Annotated in this window: 14 protein-coding genes; 10 read left to right on the top strand and 4 right to left on the bottom strand. The window is 62.2% G+C overall.

The genetic code is table 11. The annotated features are described in order from the left end of the window. Positions 1-22: 22 nt before the first annotated feature. Entirely contained in the window at positions 23-826 is an 804-nt protein-coding gene (gene map / locus ACL9RI_RS24655) for a type I methionyl aminopeptidase (RefSeq protein WP_422729116.1), read from the top strand. Positions 827-910: 84 nt separating this feature from the next. Beyond that, entirely contained in the window at positions 911-1,561 is a 651-nt protein-coding gene (locus ACL9RI_RS24660) for an FABP family protein (protein WP_422729117.1), read from the top strand. A 34-nt stretch (positions 1,562-1,595) separates the two neighbouring features. Here the strand turns inward: ACL9RI_RS24660 and ACL9RI_RS24665 are convergent, their stop codons facing one another. Continuing rightward, positions 1,596-4,046 carry a hypothetical protein gene (locus ACL9RI_RS24665; RefSeq protein WP_422729118.1) on the bottom strand — a complete coding sequence of 817 codons (2,451 nt, stop codon included), beginning with the start codon at positions 4,044-4,046 and terminating at the stop codon, positions 1,596-1,598. Between the two features lie 84 nt (positions 4,047-4,130). Then, positions 4,131-4,910 carry an AraC family transcriptional regulator gene (locus ACL9RI_RS24670; protein ID WP_422729119.1) on the bottom strand — a complete coding sequence of 260 codons (780 nt, stop codon included), beginning with the start codon at positions 4,908-4,910 and terminating at the stop codon, positions 4,131-4,133. Positions 4,911-5,001: 91 nt separating this feature from the next. On the opposite strand from ACL9RI_RS24670, the gene ACL9RI_RS24675 reads away from it, so the two are divergent. Together ACL9RI_RS24675 and ACL9RI_RS24680 are read left to right on the top strand one after the other, a co-directional pair. Beyond that, on the top strand, positions 5,002-5,880 hold the full coding sequence (locus tag ACL9RI_RS24675) for a DMT family transporter (RefSeq protein ID WP_422729120.1): 879 nt from the start codon (positions 5,002-5,004) through the stop codon (positions 5,878-5,880). A gap of 38 nt (positions 5,881-5,918) precedes the next feature. Beyond that, positions 5,919-6,515 carry an O-methyltransferase gene (locus ACL9RI_RS24680; RefSeq protein WP_422729121.1) on the top strand — a complete coding sequence of 199 codons (597 nt, stop codon included), beginning with the start codon at positions 5,919-5,921 and terminating at the stop codon, positions 6,513-6,515. A gap of 3 nt (positions 6,516-6,518) precedes the next feature. On the opposite strand, the gene ACL9RI_RS24685 is transcribed toward ACL9RI_RS24680, so the two are convergent. Continuing rightward, complete coding sequence (locus ACL9RI_RS24685; protein WP_422729122.1) at positions 6,519-7,025, bottom strand: GAF domain-containing protein; 507 nt, start codon at positions 7,023-7,025, stop codon at positions 6,519-6,521. 67 nt (positions 7,026-7,092) lie between these two features. Further along, positions 7,093-7,977, bottom strand: a complete 885-nt coding sequence (locus ACL9RI_RS24690; protein ID WP_422729123.1) for a LysR family transcriptional regulator — start codon at positions 7,975-7,977, stop codon at positions 7,093-7,095. 84 nt (positions 7,978-8,061) lie between these two features. Here ACL9RI_RS24690 and ACL9RI_RS24695 point away from each other — a divergent pair, with 84 nt between their 5' ends. From ACL9RI_RS24695 to ACL9RI_RS24720, 6 genes are all read left to right on the top strand, one after another. Continuing rightward, on the top strand, positions 8,062-9,048 hold the full coding sequence (locus ACL9RI_RS24695; protein WP_422729124.1) for an aldo/keto reductase: 987 nt from the start codon (positions 8,062-8,064) through the stop codon (positions 9,046-9,048). A 109-nt stretch (positions 9,049-9,157) separates the two neighbouring features. Then, positions 9,158-9,979: a CheR family methyltransferase gene (locus tag ACL9RI_RS24700; protein WP_422729125.1), complete on the top strand. Its 822-nt coding sequence runs from the start codon at positions 9,158-9,160 to the stop codon at positions 9,977-9,979. 14 nt (positions 9,980-9,993) lie between these two features. Further along, positions 9,994-10,605, top strand: coding sequence for a chemotaxis protein CheB (locus ACL9RI_RS24705; RefSeq protein WP_422729126.1), 612 nt, complete (start codon positions 9,994-9,996; stop codon positions 10,603-10,605). A 147-nt stretch (positions 10,606-10,752) separates the two neighbouring features. Next, positions 10,753-11,898, top strand: a complete 1,146-nt coding sequence (locus tag ACL9RI_RS24710) for a hybrid sensor histidine kinase/response regulator (RefSeq protein ID WP_422729127.1) — start codon at positions 10,753-10,755, stop codon at positions 11,896-11,898. After that, the gene (locus tag ACL9RI_RS24715; RefSeq protein ID WP_422729128.1) at positions 11,895-15,203 is read left to right on the top strand and encodes a PAS domain S-box protein; all 3,309 of its coding nucleotides are present in this window, start codon (positions 11,895-11,897) and stop codon (positions 15,201-15,203) included. The genes ACL9RI_RS24710 and ACL9RI_RS24715 overlap by 4 nt, the downstream gene beginning before the upstream one ends. A gap of 78 nt (positions 15,204-15,281) precedes the next feature. After that, a complete protein-coding gene (locus tag ACL9RI_RS24720; RefSeq protein WP_422729129.1) occupies positions 15,282-15,677 on the top strand; it encodes an MAPEG family protein in 396 nt (131 codons plus the stop codon). Positions 15,678-15,747 lie beyond the last annotated feature (70 nt).

Raw genomic sequence — 15,747 nt, forward strand, 5'->3', positions numbered from 1 at the left:
ACTCATAAAGAACGATTACTCCATGCGTTATTCCACCCAGCTAGAACACGGCAAGAAAATCCCCCTGCACGATGAAGAGGGCTTCGCCGGCATGCGCGCGGCCGGCCGCATCGCCGCCGACACGCTCGACTACATCACGCCATTCGTGAAACCCGGCATTTCGACGGCCAAGCTCGACGCCATGTGCGAGGAATTCATGCGCGCCGCCGGCGCCATTCCCGCCACCATCGACTATCACGGCTACAAGCACGCCAGCTGCATCTCGGTCAACCACGTGGTCACGCACGGCATTCCGTCCGAAACCAAGATCCTGAAAGTGGGCGACATCCTGAACATCGACGTCACGCCGAAATTCAATGAGTGGCATGGCGACACCAGCCGCACCTTCAAGGTGGGCGAAGTGTCGATCCTGGCCAACCGCCTGGTCAAGACGGCGTATGAAGCGATGATGGCCGGTATCAATACGGTGCGTCCGGGCGCGACCCTGGGCGACGTGGGCGCCGTGATCGAAGCGGTCGCCAAGGCACAGGGTTTTTCGTCGGTGCGCGATTTTTGCGGCCATGGCGTGGGCAAGGTATTCCACGACACGCCGCAAGTGCTGCACTATGGCCGCGCCGGCACCGGCATCGTGCTCGAACCGGGCATGATTTTCACGATCGAGCCGATGCTCAACGTGGGCAGCTACCAGGTCAAGGTCTTGCCCGACAAATGGACCACGGTGACCAAGGACCGTTCCCTGTCGGCGCAGTTCGAGCACTCGCTGGCCGTGACGGAGACGGGTTTTGAAATCTTTACCCTGACAGCCTTGCCCGATCCGCTGGTCTGATAAGCTTTGCCGGTGGCAGCCCAAGTCTTACAATAGCAGGCAGCACTTTTGCTCCACTTTTGAAGACCACTGTAAAGCCACCGCATGAGCGATTTTCCTGAAGATATCTACACCGAACCCTCGGCCGACGTTCACACGCTGAACAACCTGGGGCCGCTGACCGGCATGGCCGGCATCTGGGCCGGCACGCGCGGGCTGGACGTCAAGCCGAAGGCTGACGGCCCGCGCAAGCAAGCCTTTGTCGAACGCATCGAACTGCAGCCGATCGACCCCGTCACCAACGGCCCGCAACTGTTTTACGGCTTGCGCTACTACATCCACATCACCAAGCCGGAGCAGGTCAAGACCTATCATGAGCAAGTGGGCTACTGGCTGTGGGAGCCAGCTACCGGCGCCGTGATCCAGACGCTGGCCATCCCGCGCGGCCAGATCGCCATGGCCTCGGGCACCACCACGGCCGACGCCACCAGTTTTGAACTGGTCGCCAAACGCGACACCACGGCCTTTGGCATTTGCTCGAACCCCTTCCTCGAACACGCGTTTACCACCGTCGAGTACCGCATCAAGGTCGACATCCACCCGGACGGCAGCTGGGGCTACGATGAAGACACGGTGATGCTGATCCGCGGCAAGGATGAACCGTTCCACCACACGGACCGCAACCTGCTGAAAAAGATAGGCGAACCGACGCCCAATCCGATGGCCTTGCAGGCATTGGCGGCGCAAGCCAATTGATGATGGGGTCTGACCCGGCGGGTCAGACCCCAGCTTAAGGGTGGCCCTGCGCGACGGCTTTGATGGCCCGCTCTTCACCCATCCCCGCCGCAATCTTCCAGCGCTGCATGGCGCTGGTCCGGTCGGGGCGTTTCAATCCCGCGCCTTCCCAGTCCATCAATCCCAGGTTGTAGATATCGCCAGCGCTGCCCTTGTCAGCGGCCATGGTGAACCATTTGCGGGCTTCCTTGTTGTTGACGGGCGTCTGGTAGCCGCGCACGTGGTACAGGCCCAGCAGATGCATGGCGTTGATATTGCCTTGCTGCGCCGCCTGCTTCAGGTAGTCGAGCGCGCGCGGCATGTTGCGCGGCTCTTGCCAGCCTTCGGCCATCATCACGCCCTTGGCCGTCAGCGCATAGCTGTCGTTCTTCGGCAGCGCCTTGGTGATCCACGGCTTGGCCGTGACCTGGCGCGCCTTGCGCTGCTGCTCGCTGACATTGCCGGTATGGCGCTGTCCTTCGCCCATCAGCTGCATCCAGCCGTACAAGCCATACGCTTCCACTTCGCCATCCTTGACCAGGGTTTCCAGCATGGCCAGCGCCTTCACCTTGTCGCCATTTTCATACAGCTTGACGGCTTTCGGCATGCTGGCGTCCTGCGGCGCGATGGTGGGTGGATGCGGTTCGACCGGGGCCGAGGCCATCGCCGGCTGCGGTGGGGGCGCGGGTGTGCGCACCCTGGCAGGCAGGGTCATGCTGGCCGCCAGTACGGCAGCCGTGGCGGGCGCCAGGATCAGCACTTGCGCCAGCTGGTTGCGGCGGCCCTTGCCGGCGATCTGCATGGCCCGTTCAGCCTGGCTCTCGCCGCCCAGCGCCTCTTGCAGCACCGCTTTGACCTTGCGGTTGAACAGCAGATAGCCGCCAGCCACCGTCACCAGGCCGGCAAAGGCGGCCGTGCCGCGTCCGGCGACAAACCAGGTGGCGACGGTGATGGCCAGCGCGGCCAGTGCGCTTTTCCACCAGAATGGCTTGGCCAGCCGCGTGTAGACCTGGCGCAGCGCGCCCAGCACGCAGGTGCGCACCATCTGCGCATAGTCGGGCGAGACCACGTCCACGTGGGCGTGGTCCGTTTCGCCGCGCAGGATGGACTCGATCACATCCGCATTCAGTTCGGAGGCGGCCACGTCGCGCAGCGGCGTGAGCAAGCCTTGCACGTGGGCTGAAAACAGGCCGTCGTCGGCGCTGCCGGCCAGCGCATCGCTGAGCGCCTTGAGGTCGCCGCGCAGCAGTTTTTCCACGATGTCGTCCATGGTCAGCCAGCGCAAGTCCGTGCCGTAAGCCACCAGGTGATGTTTTTCTTCATTGCATGCGGCGTCCAGGCGCACGATGCGCAGCTTGCCCGCATACAGGGCGTCGACTTCCTGCGGGTGGTCGCTATCGTAAATGCTTACTTTCGCCAGTGCCATGCTGCTGGCGATGGTCGCCAGTGAGTGCACGCTCTCCTTGTCGCGGATGCGGCGCGCATCGTCGGGCGCCTGCTTGGGCAGGCTGACGCTGTAATCGGGCACCACGTGGATGTCGGTCCAGGAAGCGTCGCCCTGCTGGCCCGAGCCTTCGCACGGGTTGCAGCGCAGGTCGCCCAGGCCGCTGCAGGTGCGGCAACTGATGCTGCCGCTGGCCAGGCAGGTGCCGCAATTGACATTGCCGGCGCCGTGGCAGCTGTTGCACGTGACTTTGCCGAAACTGCAATGGGTGCAATTGCGCGATACGGTGCGGTATTGCGTGCGCGTCTCGGTATGGTACGTGGTGTGCGAGTTGCCGTTCTCGTAGGTGGTAGTGGGCACTTGCACCGTGACGTAATCGGTGACTTGTTCGGAGACGGAACCGCTGCCGCTGCAATAGCTGCACGACACCTTGCCGCTGCCGAAGCAGCCGTAGGCGTCGCAACTGACGGTGCGCCCGCCATGGCATTTCCAGCAGGTTTCCTGCTTCGATCCATGGCAGGTGCTGCAGCGGATGCGCCCCTTGCCGTGGCAGGGACTGCAGTCATCGAGGTGCCAGTACTTGACGGCATGCAGCAGATACGCGCCTTCCTTGACTGTGTCGTAAGCATGGTCGCTACGCTGCAGGGCCGTTTCCAGCTTGGCTGCCGCCAGGCGCAGCCTTTCCTTGCCTTGCGCGATAGCGAGCGCTCCCACCTCGTGCGCATCGCAGTGCTGGTCGCCCGGCGATGGCTTGAAATAACCATTGATGACCCGGTTTTCGAAACGCGCTTCGAGCACGAAATTGGCTTGCAGCGAAAAATCCTGTAGCGCGTCGTCCTCGGCCAGCGGCGTGATGTCTTTCGGCTCGAAACGCGTTTTTTCCTGCACCAGGGTGCGCAGCTTGCCCAATACGGTGGGCGTTTCGGCCTTGTCGAGCATGACTGGTCCCGCCCCAGGCGCGAGGGCGGACGGGGCCGGCAGGTCCAGGCTGTTGTCGCTGGCCGAGTCGGTCGTGGGGTTCATGCAGTCATCCTTTTGCTTACGAGAAAGATGTTTTGATTTTAGCATTGAAGCGGACCAAAGAAAGCAGACTCGGCCTGTTTCCTTTCAGCGCGGCTGGCGGCGGAACTGGTCTGGCGTGCCGCCGCTTTGCCGGCGAAACATGGCGATAAAGGCGGACGCCGTGCTATAGCCCAGTTCCAGTGCAATGGCCTGCACCGTGTCGCCCCGCTCCAGCAGAGGCAGGGCAGCCAGGAAGCGCTGGCGCTGGCGCCATTCGCCGAAGGACATGCCCAGTTCGCGCTGGCAACGGCGGGCCAGGGTGCGCTCCGTGACATGCAATTGCGCCGCCCAGTCTGCCAGTGAGCGGTTACTGCCAGGATCGGCCTGCAAGCCATCGAGCAGGGCCTTGGTAATCGGATCGTCGCTGCCGGGCAGATAATTGCGGCTGCAGGGCGCCAGTTGCAACTGGTCGATGACGACTTGCGCAAGGCGCTGGTCGGCGGTTGAAACTGGCGTGGTCACTTTCCGTTCTGCAAAGTCAGCCAGGATGGCCTTGAGCAGGGGACTTAGCACCAGCGCGCACGGCTTGCTTGGCAACTGCGCGCACAGGCTGGCGTCGATATAGGCCGAATGAAAGATCACGTCCTGGCGGATATAGCCGTCATGCAAGGTTTCCGGTGGTATCCACACGGCATATTGGGGCGGCGCCAGGTAGCGCTGGCCATCGACCATGATTTCCATCACGCCTGTCGAACAATACGTGAGCTGGCCCCAGGGATGGGTCTGGTACTCGAATTGCTGGTGGGCCTGGTAATCGCTGAGCCGGAAATACACGGGATAGGGCAGGACGTCGGACACTTCCGGGAAATGCTGATTGGTCGCCATATTGTCCAGATTAAAGAATCATTTGTCTGATACGCATTATATCCATCAAATCAGACTATGGGACAATCGCTGTTCGACTAAAGGAATCCTCATGCACTATTTATTACCCGTGATCGCCGTGCTGATCTGGGCCATCAACACCATCGTCAGCAAGCTGGCCGTGGGCGTCATCGATCCGGCTGCCATCTCGTTTTTTCGCTGGCTGCTCGCTGGCGTGCTGCTGGCGCTGGTGTTCGGCCGCGCTGCCTGGCGGCAGCGGGCCGCAATCGCACCCCATGTGGGCAAGCTGTTTGTGCTGGGCATGCTGGGCATGGTGATGTACCAATGCCTGGCCTACACGGCGGCGCAAACCACCACGGCCACCAATATGGGCATCCTGGCTTCATTGATGCCGCTGCTGGCGGTGATTTTGTCGGTATTGCTGCTGGGCGAGACGGCCACTGTCGGTGGCGTGTTCGGCAGCCTGGTGTCCTTGCTGGGCCTCGGTTATCTGCTCAGCCATGGCGACCCGGCCGCGCTGCTGGAGCATGGCATGGGTGTCGGCGATGGCTTGATGCTGCTGGGCTGCCTGTCGTACGCCGCGTATGGCGTGCTGATGAAGCGCTGGAAGATTCAACTTAATAACTGGCATTCCCTGCTGGTCCAGGTCTGGTGCGCCGTACCCGTATTGTTCCTCTATTACCTGAGCCATTCCGCGCCGCCTGTGACCAGCGCCGGCTTGCCGCTGGTGCTGTTTGCCGGCATCCCCGCATCCGTGATTGCGCCCTGGCTGTGGATGCATGGCCTGGGCAAGCTGGGGCCCAGCCGCGCCACCACCCTGATGAATCTGCTGCCCGTATTTACCGTCCTGATCGCCTTGCTGTTCCTCGGTGAAACCTTGCATAGCTACGATGTGATCGGCGGCAGCGTGACCCTGCTGGGCGTGTTGATGGTGCAGTCCTTGAAACGGCCCTTGCGCCGCGCCGCCTGAGCTGGAGTAGTATGCTGGCCAATCAACAAGGAGATGGCATGACTATTCAAAAAGACGCAGTGGAAATCTTGCTCGCTGAACTCGAAGCATTCGGCATCGCCAACGATGCGCTCCACACGGAACGGGGGCAGCGCATGCTCAATATCACGCGCGATACAGGCGAATTGCTGGCCGTGCTGGTGCAGGCGCGCAGCGCCCGGCGCATCCTGGAAATCGGCACGTCGAATGGGTATTCCACGTTGTGGCTGGCGCGCGCCGTGCAGGCGTTGCAAGGCGCGGTGGTGACGGTGGAAAGGGCGCAAGACAAGTTTGACATGGCGCAAGCCAACTTTGCGCGGGCGTGCTTGCAGGATGTGATCGAACAGCGACTGGCCGACGCCGGCCAGGTGCTGCAGGACAGCCGGGATGGCGCCCACGATTTTATTTTCCTCGACTCGGCCCGCAGCCAGTACGGCGCCTGGTGGCCGCAGCTGGACCGGGCGCTGGCAGATGGCGGCGTGCTGGTGGTCGATAACGCCACCTCGCATTACGCGGAGATGGCCGATTTTATCGACGGCATACGCGGCGATGCGCGCTACACCAGTTGCCTGGTGCCGGTGGGCAAGGGCGAGTTTATTGCGGTGAAGTCAGCTTGAACTTCAGGCGACGATCGCTGCTTCCAGCACCTTGACCAGCGATTCCACGCCTGCTGCATCGACATCGTCGAAGCGGCTGGTCAAGGGGCTGTCCAGGTCGAACACGCCGATGATCTGGCCGTTGGAAAACACGGGCACCACCAGTTCCGAGCGCGAATTGACGTCGCAGGCGATGTGGCCAGGAAACGCGTGCACGTCTTGCACCACGATCGACTTGCCTTCCACCACGGTCGTGCCACACACGCCACGGCCTTTCTTGATGCGGATGCAGGCAGGCTTGCCCTGGAAGGGGCCCAAGACCAGCTCATCGTCTTTCAAAAAGTAAAAGCCGGCCCAGTTCAAGCCGGGCATGGTGTTGAACACCAGCGAGCTGAAGTTGGCGGTATTGGCGATGAAATCGCTTTCGCCCGCGAGCAAGCCTTGCAGTTGCGAACGCAAGTCTGCATACATGGCTTCTTTGGCGGCGGGGGTATCGGTGCCGTAAGCGGCGTCGCTGATGGTAAACGTCATGGTGTTGGCCAAGTGGAAATAGGAAGGCAGTATGGTAGCGCGTCTGGCGAGGCTCTGCACGGCCAGGCTAAAGATGCTGCGGCGCAAGTTGACGCAGCAGCGGCAGGGCCGGATGCTTGCTGTCGGCGGACCAGGCCAGGCCGATGCCCGTCGCCAGTTCTCTGCCTTGCGCCAGTTGCCGGTACACCACGCCATCCAGGCGCAAGGCGCGGAAAGAATCGGGCAGCAGCGCCATGCCCTTGCCCGCAGCCACTTCGCTGAGCAAGACATGGTGGTCCAGCGGCTCGCGCACAAAGGCGGGCGCAAAACCATGGCGTTCAAACACTTGCTGGCAATGGTCGAAAAATGCAGGCTGGCGCGACCGCTCAAACCAATAGACCGGTTCGTGTGCAATCTCGGCCAGCGCCACCTTGCGCTTGCTCGCCAACATATGGCCGGCCGGCAGGGCCAGCATCATGGGATCGCTGGCCAGCGGCAAGACGGCCAGTTCGAACGTGGCGCTGGGCAAGGCGACCAGGGCGGCATCGAGCTGGCCCTTGCGCACGCCGGCGACCAGGCGCGGCGACGGCGCCGCCGTCAATTCCAGCCGGCACGTTGGCAGGGATGACGCCAACGCCGCCAGCAGGGGCCGGAACAACCCCGCCTCCACCGAGCTGGTTAGCCCCAGGCGCAAGCGCGCGGGAGTCGTGCCGTGCTGCAGGGATTGTTCTGCCTGCTCCAGTAATTGCAAGATATGCAGTGCCTGCGGCAATAAAGTACGTCCGGCATCGGTCAGGGCCACGCCTTGCGTATCGCGCTCGAACAGTAGCTTGCCCAGCCGTTCTTCCAGCGTCTTGATGGCGCGCGACAGCGGCGGCTGCGTCATGTGCAATTGCTCCGCCGCCTGGCGGAAATTCAGGCAGCGTGCCACGGCGCAAAACAGGCTCAGTGCATGGGTATCGAGTGTCCTCATACCTGAAAGGTATCACGAAAACGGTCATTCCGTGGTTTGCCGGTGTTGCCTAGACTGCCCCCTTTAACAAGCAAGGGGAATCATATGCAACAACGCACTATCGGCAAGAGCGGCTTGCGCAGTTCGGCGCTGGGCCTGGGCTGCATGGGCATGTCGGAGTTTTACGGCGCTACCGACGAGCAACAATCGCTGGCGACACTCCGCGCCGCACTGGACGCCGGCGTGACCCTGTTCGACACGGCCGACGCCTATGGTTTTGGCCACAATGAACAATTGCTGGGGCGCTTCCTGCGTGAGCGGCCAGGACAAGCTTTGATCGCCAGCAAGTGTGGCCTGGCGCGCGAACCGGGCGCCTATGCGCGCCGCATCGACAATTCCCCCGCCTATATCCGCCAGGCATGTGAAGCATCGTTGATCCGGCTGGGCGTGGAGACCATCGATTTATATTACTTGCACCGCGTGAACCTGGACACGCCGCTGGAAGAGTCGATGGGAGCACTGGCGCAACTGGTGCAGGAAGGCAAAATTCGCGCCGTGGGCCTGTGCGAAGTGAGCGCCGCTACCTTGCTGCGCGCTGCCGCCATCCACCCGGTGGCGGCCGTGCAAAGCGAGTATTCGCTGTGGTCGCGTGAACCGGAGCAGGGCGTGCTGGCCGCCTGCCGCCAGGTGGGCGCCAGTTTTGTGGCCTACAGTCCCCTGGGGCGCGGTTTCCTGACGGGCGCCATCGGCGCTCAGCCCAGTCTCGACGAGGGCGACTTCCGCCAGATGAATCCCCGTTTCGCGCCCGATAATCTGCCATACAACCTGGCCATCGTCGAGATGCTGCGGCAACTGGCGATCAGCAAGCAGTGCACGCCGGCCCAGCTGGCCCTGGCCTGGCTGCTGGCGCAGGGTGACGATATCCTCGCCATCCCCGGCACCAAGCGCATTGCCTACCTGCAAGATAACCTGGGCGCCCTGCAAGTGACGCTCAGCACGGCCGAGCTGGCGCTGATCGGTGCCGCGTTTCCACCGGGCATCGCGGCGGGGGCGCGCTATACGGAAGAGGGCATGAAGGGCGTGGATGTTTGAGAAAGTGGCCATCTCCGTACGCTAGCGTACAAAAATAAACGGGCGCTTCTGCTAGCATCGAAGCTCGCCCGGCGTGCGGCCGGAAGCAGATTGGGGAGCGTACTTTCAATTGCAAGATGATGATGTTTTCGATATAGAACTGAAACTGTTGCTGGAGGGAATCTTGCTGCGTTATCAGCATGATTTCCGCGATTATTCGGTGGCGTCGCTGCGCCGGCGCATGCGCCAGGCGATGGAACGCTTTGGCTGCGCGACGGTGTCGCAGTTGCAGGACCGTATCTTGCACGAACCGGCCGTGTTTGCGCAGATGCTGCAGTTTTTTACGGTACAGGTCAGTGAAATGTTCCGCGATCCCGCCTATTTCCGCATGCTGCGCGACAAGGTGGTGCCGGTGCTGCACACCTACCCATCGATCAAGCTGTGGGTGGCCGGTTGCAGCAGCGGCGAGGAAGTCTGGTCGCTGGCGATCTTGCTGGAAGAAGAGGGCTTGCTGGAGCGCAGCATGATCTATGCAACCGATATCAATGTCGAAGCGCTGGCTGCTGCCGAGGCCGGTATTTACGCGATCGACCGTATCGCCCAGTTCAGCGAGAATTACCGGCAGGCGGGCGGCAAGCGTTCCTTGTCGGACTATTACACGGCCGCCTACAAGGGCGCCATCTTCGACCGGCGCTTGCGGCGCCAGTTCGTGTTTGCCGACCACAGCCTGGCGACCGATAGCGTCTTTTCCGAGGTGCATATGGTGTCCTGCCGCAATGTCATGATTTACTTTAACAAGGACTTGCAAGACCGCGCCCTGGGCCTGTTCCACGAGGCGCTGGTCAACCGCGGTTTCCTGGGCCTGGGCATGAAGGAAAGCCTGCATTTCAGCCGCCATGCGGCCAGCTTCCGCGAGTTGGCGTCGGCTGAAAAAATCTATCAGCGCGCCTGAGGGGCATCGCCGCCATGCGCTCCACCTTGCCTTCCACCATGGTTGCCGCGCCGCCAGCGGGACTGCGCCTGATCGCCATCGGCGCTTCGGCTGGCGGCGTCGAAGCGCTCGGGGTCGTGCTGCGGGCGTTGCCGGCCAGTTGCCAGGCGGCTGTGGTGGTGGTGCTGCACCTGGCGCCCGGCCGTTCCAGCCGCCTGCCGCAACTGTATGCCGACCGCTGCCTGTTGCCCTTGCGGGAAGCGCAGGACAAGGAAGAAGTGCTGGGTGGCACCGTGTATTTTGCCGGTCCCGATTACCATTTGCAGATTGAGCCTGAACGATACTTTTCGCTGTCGCTCGATGACGCCGTGAATTTTTCGCGCCCGTCCATCGATGTGCTGCTTGAATCAGCCGCGTACGCCTACCGTGGCGACATGCTGGCCATCATCCTGACGGGCGCGTCGGCCGACGGTGCGGCGGGATTGGCGCGCGTGCGCAGCCTGGGCGGCAGTGCATGGGTGCAAGATCCTGCCGATGCCGTGGCGCGCAGCATGCCGGCGGCTGCCTTGCAGCGGGCCGGCGCCGACCGCGTGCTGGACTTGCGGCAGATTGCGGCCAGCCTGGCCTTGCTCGGCGATGGAGGCTAGGGTCCGCACGGCGATCCGGATGGCAAAGGCTCAGTGCGTGTAAGATATCCGTGCAACAGTGATATAAAGTTAAAATTTTTATAGTTAACCTAACATGGACGATCGCAGCCCCAGCCGGGCAATCGCTGCGATACCGAAGACTGAGCCGTGACCGCACCTATCCATATCCTCGTCGTTGATGACGTAGCGCAAAACCTGATTGCCGCGGAAGCCGTGCTCGCGCAGCCAGGTATTGTTATCCTGAAAGCTGCCTCTGGCGCCGAGGCCCTGGAATTGTTGCTGACGCACGAGGTGGCGCTGGCCTTGATCGACGTGCAAATGCCGCAGATGGATGGTTTTGAGCTGGCCGAACTGATACGCGGCAGCGAGCGCACGCGCACCATTCCGCTGATCTTCCTGACGGCCACGCGCGAACCGTCCTACAGCTTCCGTGGTTATGAAGCCGGCGCCGTCGATTTCCTGTTCAAACCGATCGACGTCAAGGCGCTGCAAAGCAAGGTGCAAGTACTGGTGCAGCTGTATCAGCAGAAACGGGCCTTGTCCGCCCAGCTCGACGAACTCAAGCATGCGCTGCACCTCAATGAATTGTTTACCGCCGTGCTGGGCCACGATTTGCGCACGCCGCTGTCGGTGGTCATGAATGGCGCCATGGTGTTGCCCATGATGAGCGACCATCCCAAGGTGATCGTCACGGCGCAGCGCATCGAGAGCAGCGCCCGGCGCATGGGGCGCATGGTCGACCAGTTGCTGGACCTGGCGCGGATACGCTCGGGCACGATGGAGTTGCGCAGCGCCACCCACGATTACCTGGCGCTGGCGCAAGCCATCGTCGATGAATTCGATACGCCGGGACGCAGTGCCCCAGTGGAAATTGCCAGCGTCGGTGAATTGCATGGCCAGTGCGATGCGGGCTTGCTGTCGCAAATCATTTCCAATTTGCTCAGCAACGCCATCACGCATGGCGAGGCGTATGCGCCGGTGCAATTGGCGCTCGATGGCCGCAGCGCCGACATGCTGGAACTGCGCGTCAGCAACCGTGGCGTGATTGCGCCGGAACTGCTGCCCACCCTGTTTGAACCATTCCAGCAGGGCGGCGAAAAACGCAAGGCAGGCCAGGGCCTGGGATTGGGCTTGTACACCGTCAACATGTTCGTCAAGGCGCACGGCGGCAGCTTGCAAGTGAGTTCAACGCAAACCCAGGGCACCGTATTTACCGTGCGCATCCCGCGCCATTGCCAGGTCTGCGTGCAGGCCGGCACTGTGGCAAACATCGTTGTGGACACTTCAGCATGAGCCGCAATATGAGCCACCTGGGGCAGTCTGGCGCGGCCGATTATCTGCCGCGCGGAGGCGGCGCCACGGGTGAGCTGCTGCGCCAGTTCGACTGGTCGCGCACCAGCCTGGGGCCATTGGCCGCCTGGCCCGCCAGCTTGCGCACCAGCGTCGATATCGTGCTCAATTCACCGATGGCGATGGTGCTGATGTGGGGCCCCGAGCATGTGATGATTTATAACGACGAGTACGCCAAGATCGCGGGGGCGCGCCATCCGGCGGCGCTGGGTGGCACGGTGCCCGCCGTCTGGCCTGAAATCTGGGACTGGAATGCGCGCATCCTGGAGGCGGGCTTGCGCGGCGAGACCCAGGTACATCGCGAACGTGTGTTGCCCCTGCTGCGCGACGGCGTGCGTACCGATGTCTGCTTCGACCTGTTCTATACGCCCGTGCATGGCGATGCGGGCCAGGTCGATGGCGTGCTGTGCACGGCGCTGGAACTGACGGCGCGGCTGGAAGAGGGGCGCCAATTGAAATTGGCCAACCGCCAGCTGGGCGAGGAGCGCGCCTTGCTGCGCGCCCTGTTCCAGCAGGCGCCCAGTTTCATGGCCGTGCTGCGCGGGCCGCAACATGTATTTGAATTGGCCAACGAACATTATCTGCGCCTGGTGGGACGCCGTGAATTGCTAGGCAAATCAGTCGAGCAGGCCTTGCCCGAGGTCAAGCAGCAGGGCTTTATCGACCTGCTCGATGAAGTCTACCGCAGCGGCGTGCCCTACGAAGGGCGCCAGGTCAAGGTGGATTTGCAGCAGGAAGATGGCGGCACGGCGCAGCGGTATGTCGATTTTATCTACCAGCCCATCAAGGATGAAGCCGGTGTGGTCAGCGGCATCCTGGTCGAAGGCATCGATGTCACCGGCCACCTGGAAGGCGATGAACGCTTGCGCCTGGCGCAGCAGGCGGGCGGTATCGGCACCTTTGAATGGTTTCCCGAGACGGGCCGCATGGAAGTGTCGTCCACCTTCCGCCACCTGTGGGGCATAGCCGACGAACAGGAAATCACGCAGCAGTTCCTGGTCGGCATGGTCGACGCGCGCGATCACGCCAAGATCGGCCCCAGCCGGATCGCACTGTCGTCCAACCCGCTCGATTACGTGGAATACCGCATCCGCCGCCGCAGCGATGGCGCGCTGCGCTGGATAGCGCGCCAGGGCGAAGTCATCGAGGGCAAGGATCCGGGACAGCGCCGCTACGTGGGCGTGTCGTTCGACGTGACCGAGCGGCGCCAGATCGAGGATGAGCTCACGGCCAGCCAGGACCGCATGGCGGCGATTTTCGGCCAGGCGTCGGTGGGCTTGTCGGAACTGGGCCTCGATGGCCGCTTCCAGAAGGTCAACGGCGCCCTGTGCCGCATGCTGGGCCGTTCGTGCGAAGAACTGCTGAGCTTAAACATGCGCGATATCCTGCACCCGGATGATTTGGCAGGCAACAATCTCCTGTTCCAGCGGCTGGTGGAAACGGGGGAATCATTCACCCTGGAAAAACGCTACCTGAAACCCGATGGTTCGCATGTCTGGGTGTCGAGCAATGTCAGTCGCCTGGTCGATGAAGAGGGTCAACCACGCGCCTTGATCTCTGTCAAGACCGATATCACGGAGCGGCGGCGTATCGAAAAAGCGCTGCACGAATTGAACGAAACCCTGGAACACCGGGTCGAACAGGAAGTGCAGGAGCGCACCAAGGCAGAGGAAGCCTTGCGCCAGGCGCAAAAGATGGAAGCCGTGGGCCAGTTGACGGGTGGTATTGCGCATGACTTCAATAATGTGCTGCAGATTATTTCGGGCAATCTGCATTTGCTGCAACAGCTGTCGCCCCAGGATGGTGTGATGCGCCAGCGCCTTGACACGGCGATTGCTGCCGTCGAACGGGGGGCGAAGCTGTCGTCGCACTTGCTGGCCTTTGCCCGCCGTCAACCGCTCAAGCCCGTGGTGCTGGACTTGTCGCGCGTGGTGCGCAGCATGGATGCGCTGTTGCGGCGTGCCTTGGGCGAAGCGATAGAAATCGTGCTGGTGGGCGGCGGTGGCTTGTGGAATACCCTGGTCGACCGCAGCCAGATTGAAAACGTGATCCTCAACCTGGCCATCAATGCGCGCGACGCCATGGATGGTGCGGGCAAGCTGAGCATCGAGCTGGGCAATGTGGTGCTTGATGAGCGTTATGTGCACAAGCTGGTCGATGTGCCGGCGGGGCAATATGTGATGCTGTCCGTCACCGATACGGGGCGCGGCATGAGCGGCCCCGTGTTGCAGCGGGCGTTTGAACCGTTCTTTACGACCAAGCCGGAAGGAGCGGGCACGGGTTTGGGCCTGTCGATGGCCTATGGCTTTGTGACACAGAGCCGTGGCCATATCCGTATCTACAGCGAGCCGGGGCTGGGCACGGGCGTCAAGATTTATTTGCCCCGCTCGCTGATGGCGGAAGCCGAAGAAGAGCAGGAGTGGAGCGGTGTGGTGACGGGGGGAACGGAAACGGTGCTGGTGGTGGAAGATGACGTGGGCGTGCGCGCCACCGTGGTCGACATGCTGAGCGCACTCGGTTATACCGTGCTCAAGGCCGAGGATGGCGAGAGCGCGCTGGCCGTGCTGCAAAGCGGTGTGCCGATCGACTTGCTGTTTACCGATGTGATCATGCCGGGGCCCGTGCGCAGCACCGAGATGGCGCGCCTGGCGCGCGAGTTGCAGCCCGATATCGCCGTCTTGTTTACCTCCGGTTATGCGCAAGATGTCATCGTGCATGAAGGGCGGCTCGATACGGGCGTGGAACTGCTCAGCAAACCTTACCGGCGCGAAGAGCTGGCGCGCAAGCTGCGCCATGTGCTGGCCAACCGCCAGCAGCAGTTGCGCGCGCGCCAGTTTGCGCTGGCCGGCACGCCGGGACTGGACTTGACGGGCCATGCACTGGAAGCATCGGGCGAAACCCCCAAGTCCTTGAAAATCCTGGTGGTGGAAGACAACCTCGATTCGCAGCTGATGGTGTGCGAACTGGTGGGCATGCTGGGCCACACGGTCAGTGGCGTGTCGGATGGCGAATCCGCATGGAAATTGCTTAATGAGCAAGATTTCGATATCCTGTTTACCGATGTCAGCCTGCCGGGCATGTCGGGCATTGCGCTGGCGCGCATGGTGTTGCGCGACAAGCCGAACACGCGCATTATTTTTTCTACCGGCTACGGCAAGGAATCGATGGATGAACTGGGCTTTTCCGCCAGCGTGTTGCGCAAGCCGTATGACCTGAGCGAATTGCAGGCGGCGCTCGACCAATCCTGACAGCGTGTTTATTCCATATTGGTTTGTCAGGTCTTTCATTTGAATCTTTTTCACCTGAAACATTCTTGAGAGGCAAGCATGACACCCGAACTGACGATACTCGGCTGGACCCTGGTACTGGCGCTGGTACAGATCATGCTGCCCTCCTTGTTCCGCACGCGGGAAACGGGCGCCGCCTACAACGTGAGCGCGCGCGATGGCGCCGGGCCGCCGGTGGGCAAGATCACGGGCCGGCTGCAGCGTGCCCAGGCCAACCTGTTTGAAACCCTGCCCCTGTTTGCCGCCGCCGTGCTGATCATCCACGTCACGGCGCAGGAAAGCAGCTTGACCCTGTATGGCGCCGCGCTGTACCTGGCGGCGCGCGTGATCTATGTGCCGCTGTATGCGTTCGGCATCCCCGTGGTGCGCACGCTCGTCTGGCTGGTCTCGGTGGCCGGCCTGCTGATGCTGCTGTGGGCGATACTGGTGCACTAGTGCATAGCTCTGTGCGCTGGCGGACAGAGAAGCCGCCCGTCCCCCGCTACACTGATCCCATCACAGTCAT

Origin of the sequence: Janthinobacterium sp. Mn2066, from assembly GCF_049319705.1 — a bacterium.
In the GTDB taxonomy this organism is placed as follows: domain Bacteria; phylum Pseudomonadota; class Gammaproteobacteria; order Burkholderiales; family Burkholderiaceae_D; genus Janthinobacterium.

Coding starts and splice junctions, on each gene's coding strand:
- map (WP_422729116.1), top strand. CDS start 23: ATGCGTTATTCCACCCAGCTAGAACACGGCAAGAAAATCCCCCTGCAC.
- ACL9RI_RS24660 (WP_422729117.1), top strand. CDS start 911: ATGAGCGATTTTCCTGAAGATATCTACACCGAACCCTCGGCCGACGTT.
- ACL9RI_RS24665 (WP_422729118.1), bottom strand. CDS start 4,046: ATGAACCCCACGACCGACTCGGCCAGCGACAACAGCCTGGACCTGCCG.
- ACL9RI_RS24670 (WP_422729119.1), bottom strand. CDS start 4,910: ATGGCGACCAATCAGCATTTCCCGGAAGTGTCCGACGTCCTGCCCTAT.
- ACL9RI_RS24675 (WP_422729120.1), top strand. CDS start 5,002: ATGCACTATTTATTACCCGTGATCGCCGTGCTGATCTGGGCCATCAAC.
- ACL9RI_RS24680 (WP_422729121.1), top strand. CDS start 5,919: ATGACTATTCAAAAAGACGCAGTGGAAATCTTGCTCGCTGAACTCGAA.
- ACL9RI_RS24685 (WP_422729122.1), bottom strand. CDS start 7,025: ATGACGTTTACCATCAGCGACGCCGCTTACGGCACCGATACCCCCGCC.
- ACL9RI_RS24690 (WP_422729123.1), bottom strand. CDS start 7,977: ATGAGGACACTCGATACCCATGCACTGAGCCTGTTTTGCGCCGTGGCA.
- ACL9RI_RS24695 (WP_422729124.1), top strand. CDS start 8,062: ATGCAACAACGCACTATCGGCAAGAGCGGCTTGCGCAGTTCGGCGCTG.
- ACL9RI_RS24705 (WP_422729126.1), top strand. CDS start 9,994: ATGCGCTCCACCTTGCCTTCCACCATGGTTGCCGCGCCGCCAGCGGGA.
- ACL9RI_RS24715 (WP_422729128.1), top strand. CDS start 11,895: ATGAGCCGCAATATGAGCCACCTGGGGCAGTCTGGCGCGGCCGATTAT.
- ACL9RI_RS24720 (WP_422729129.1), top strand. CDS start 15,282: ATGACACCCGAACTGACGATACTCGGCTGGACCCTGGTACTGGCGCTG.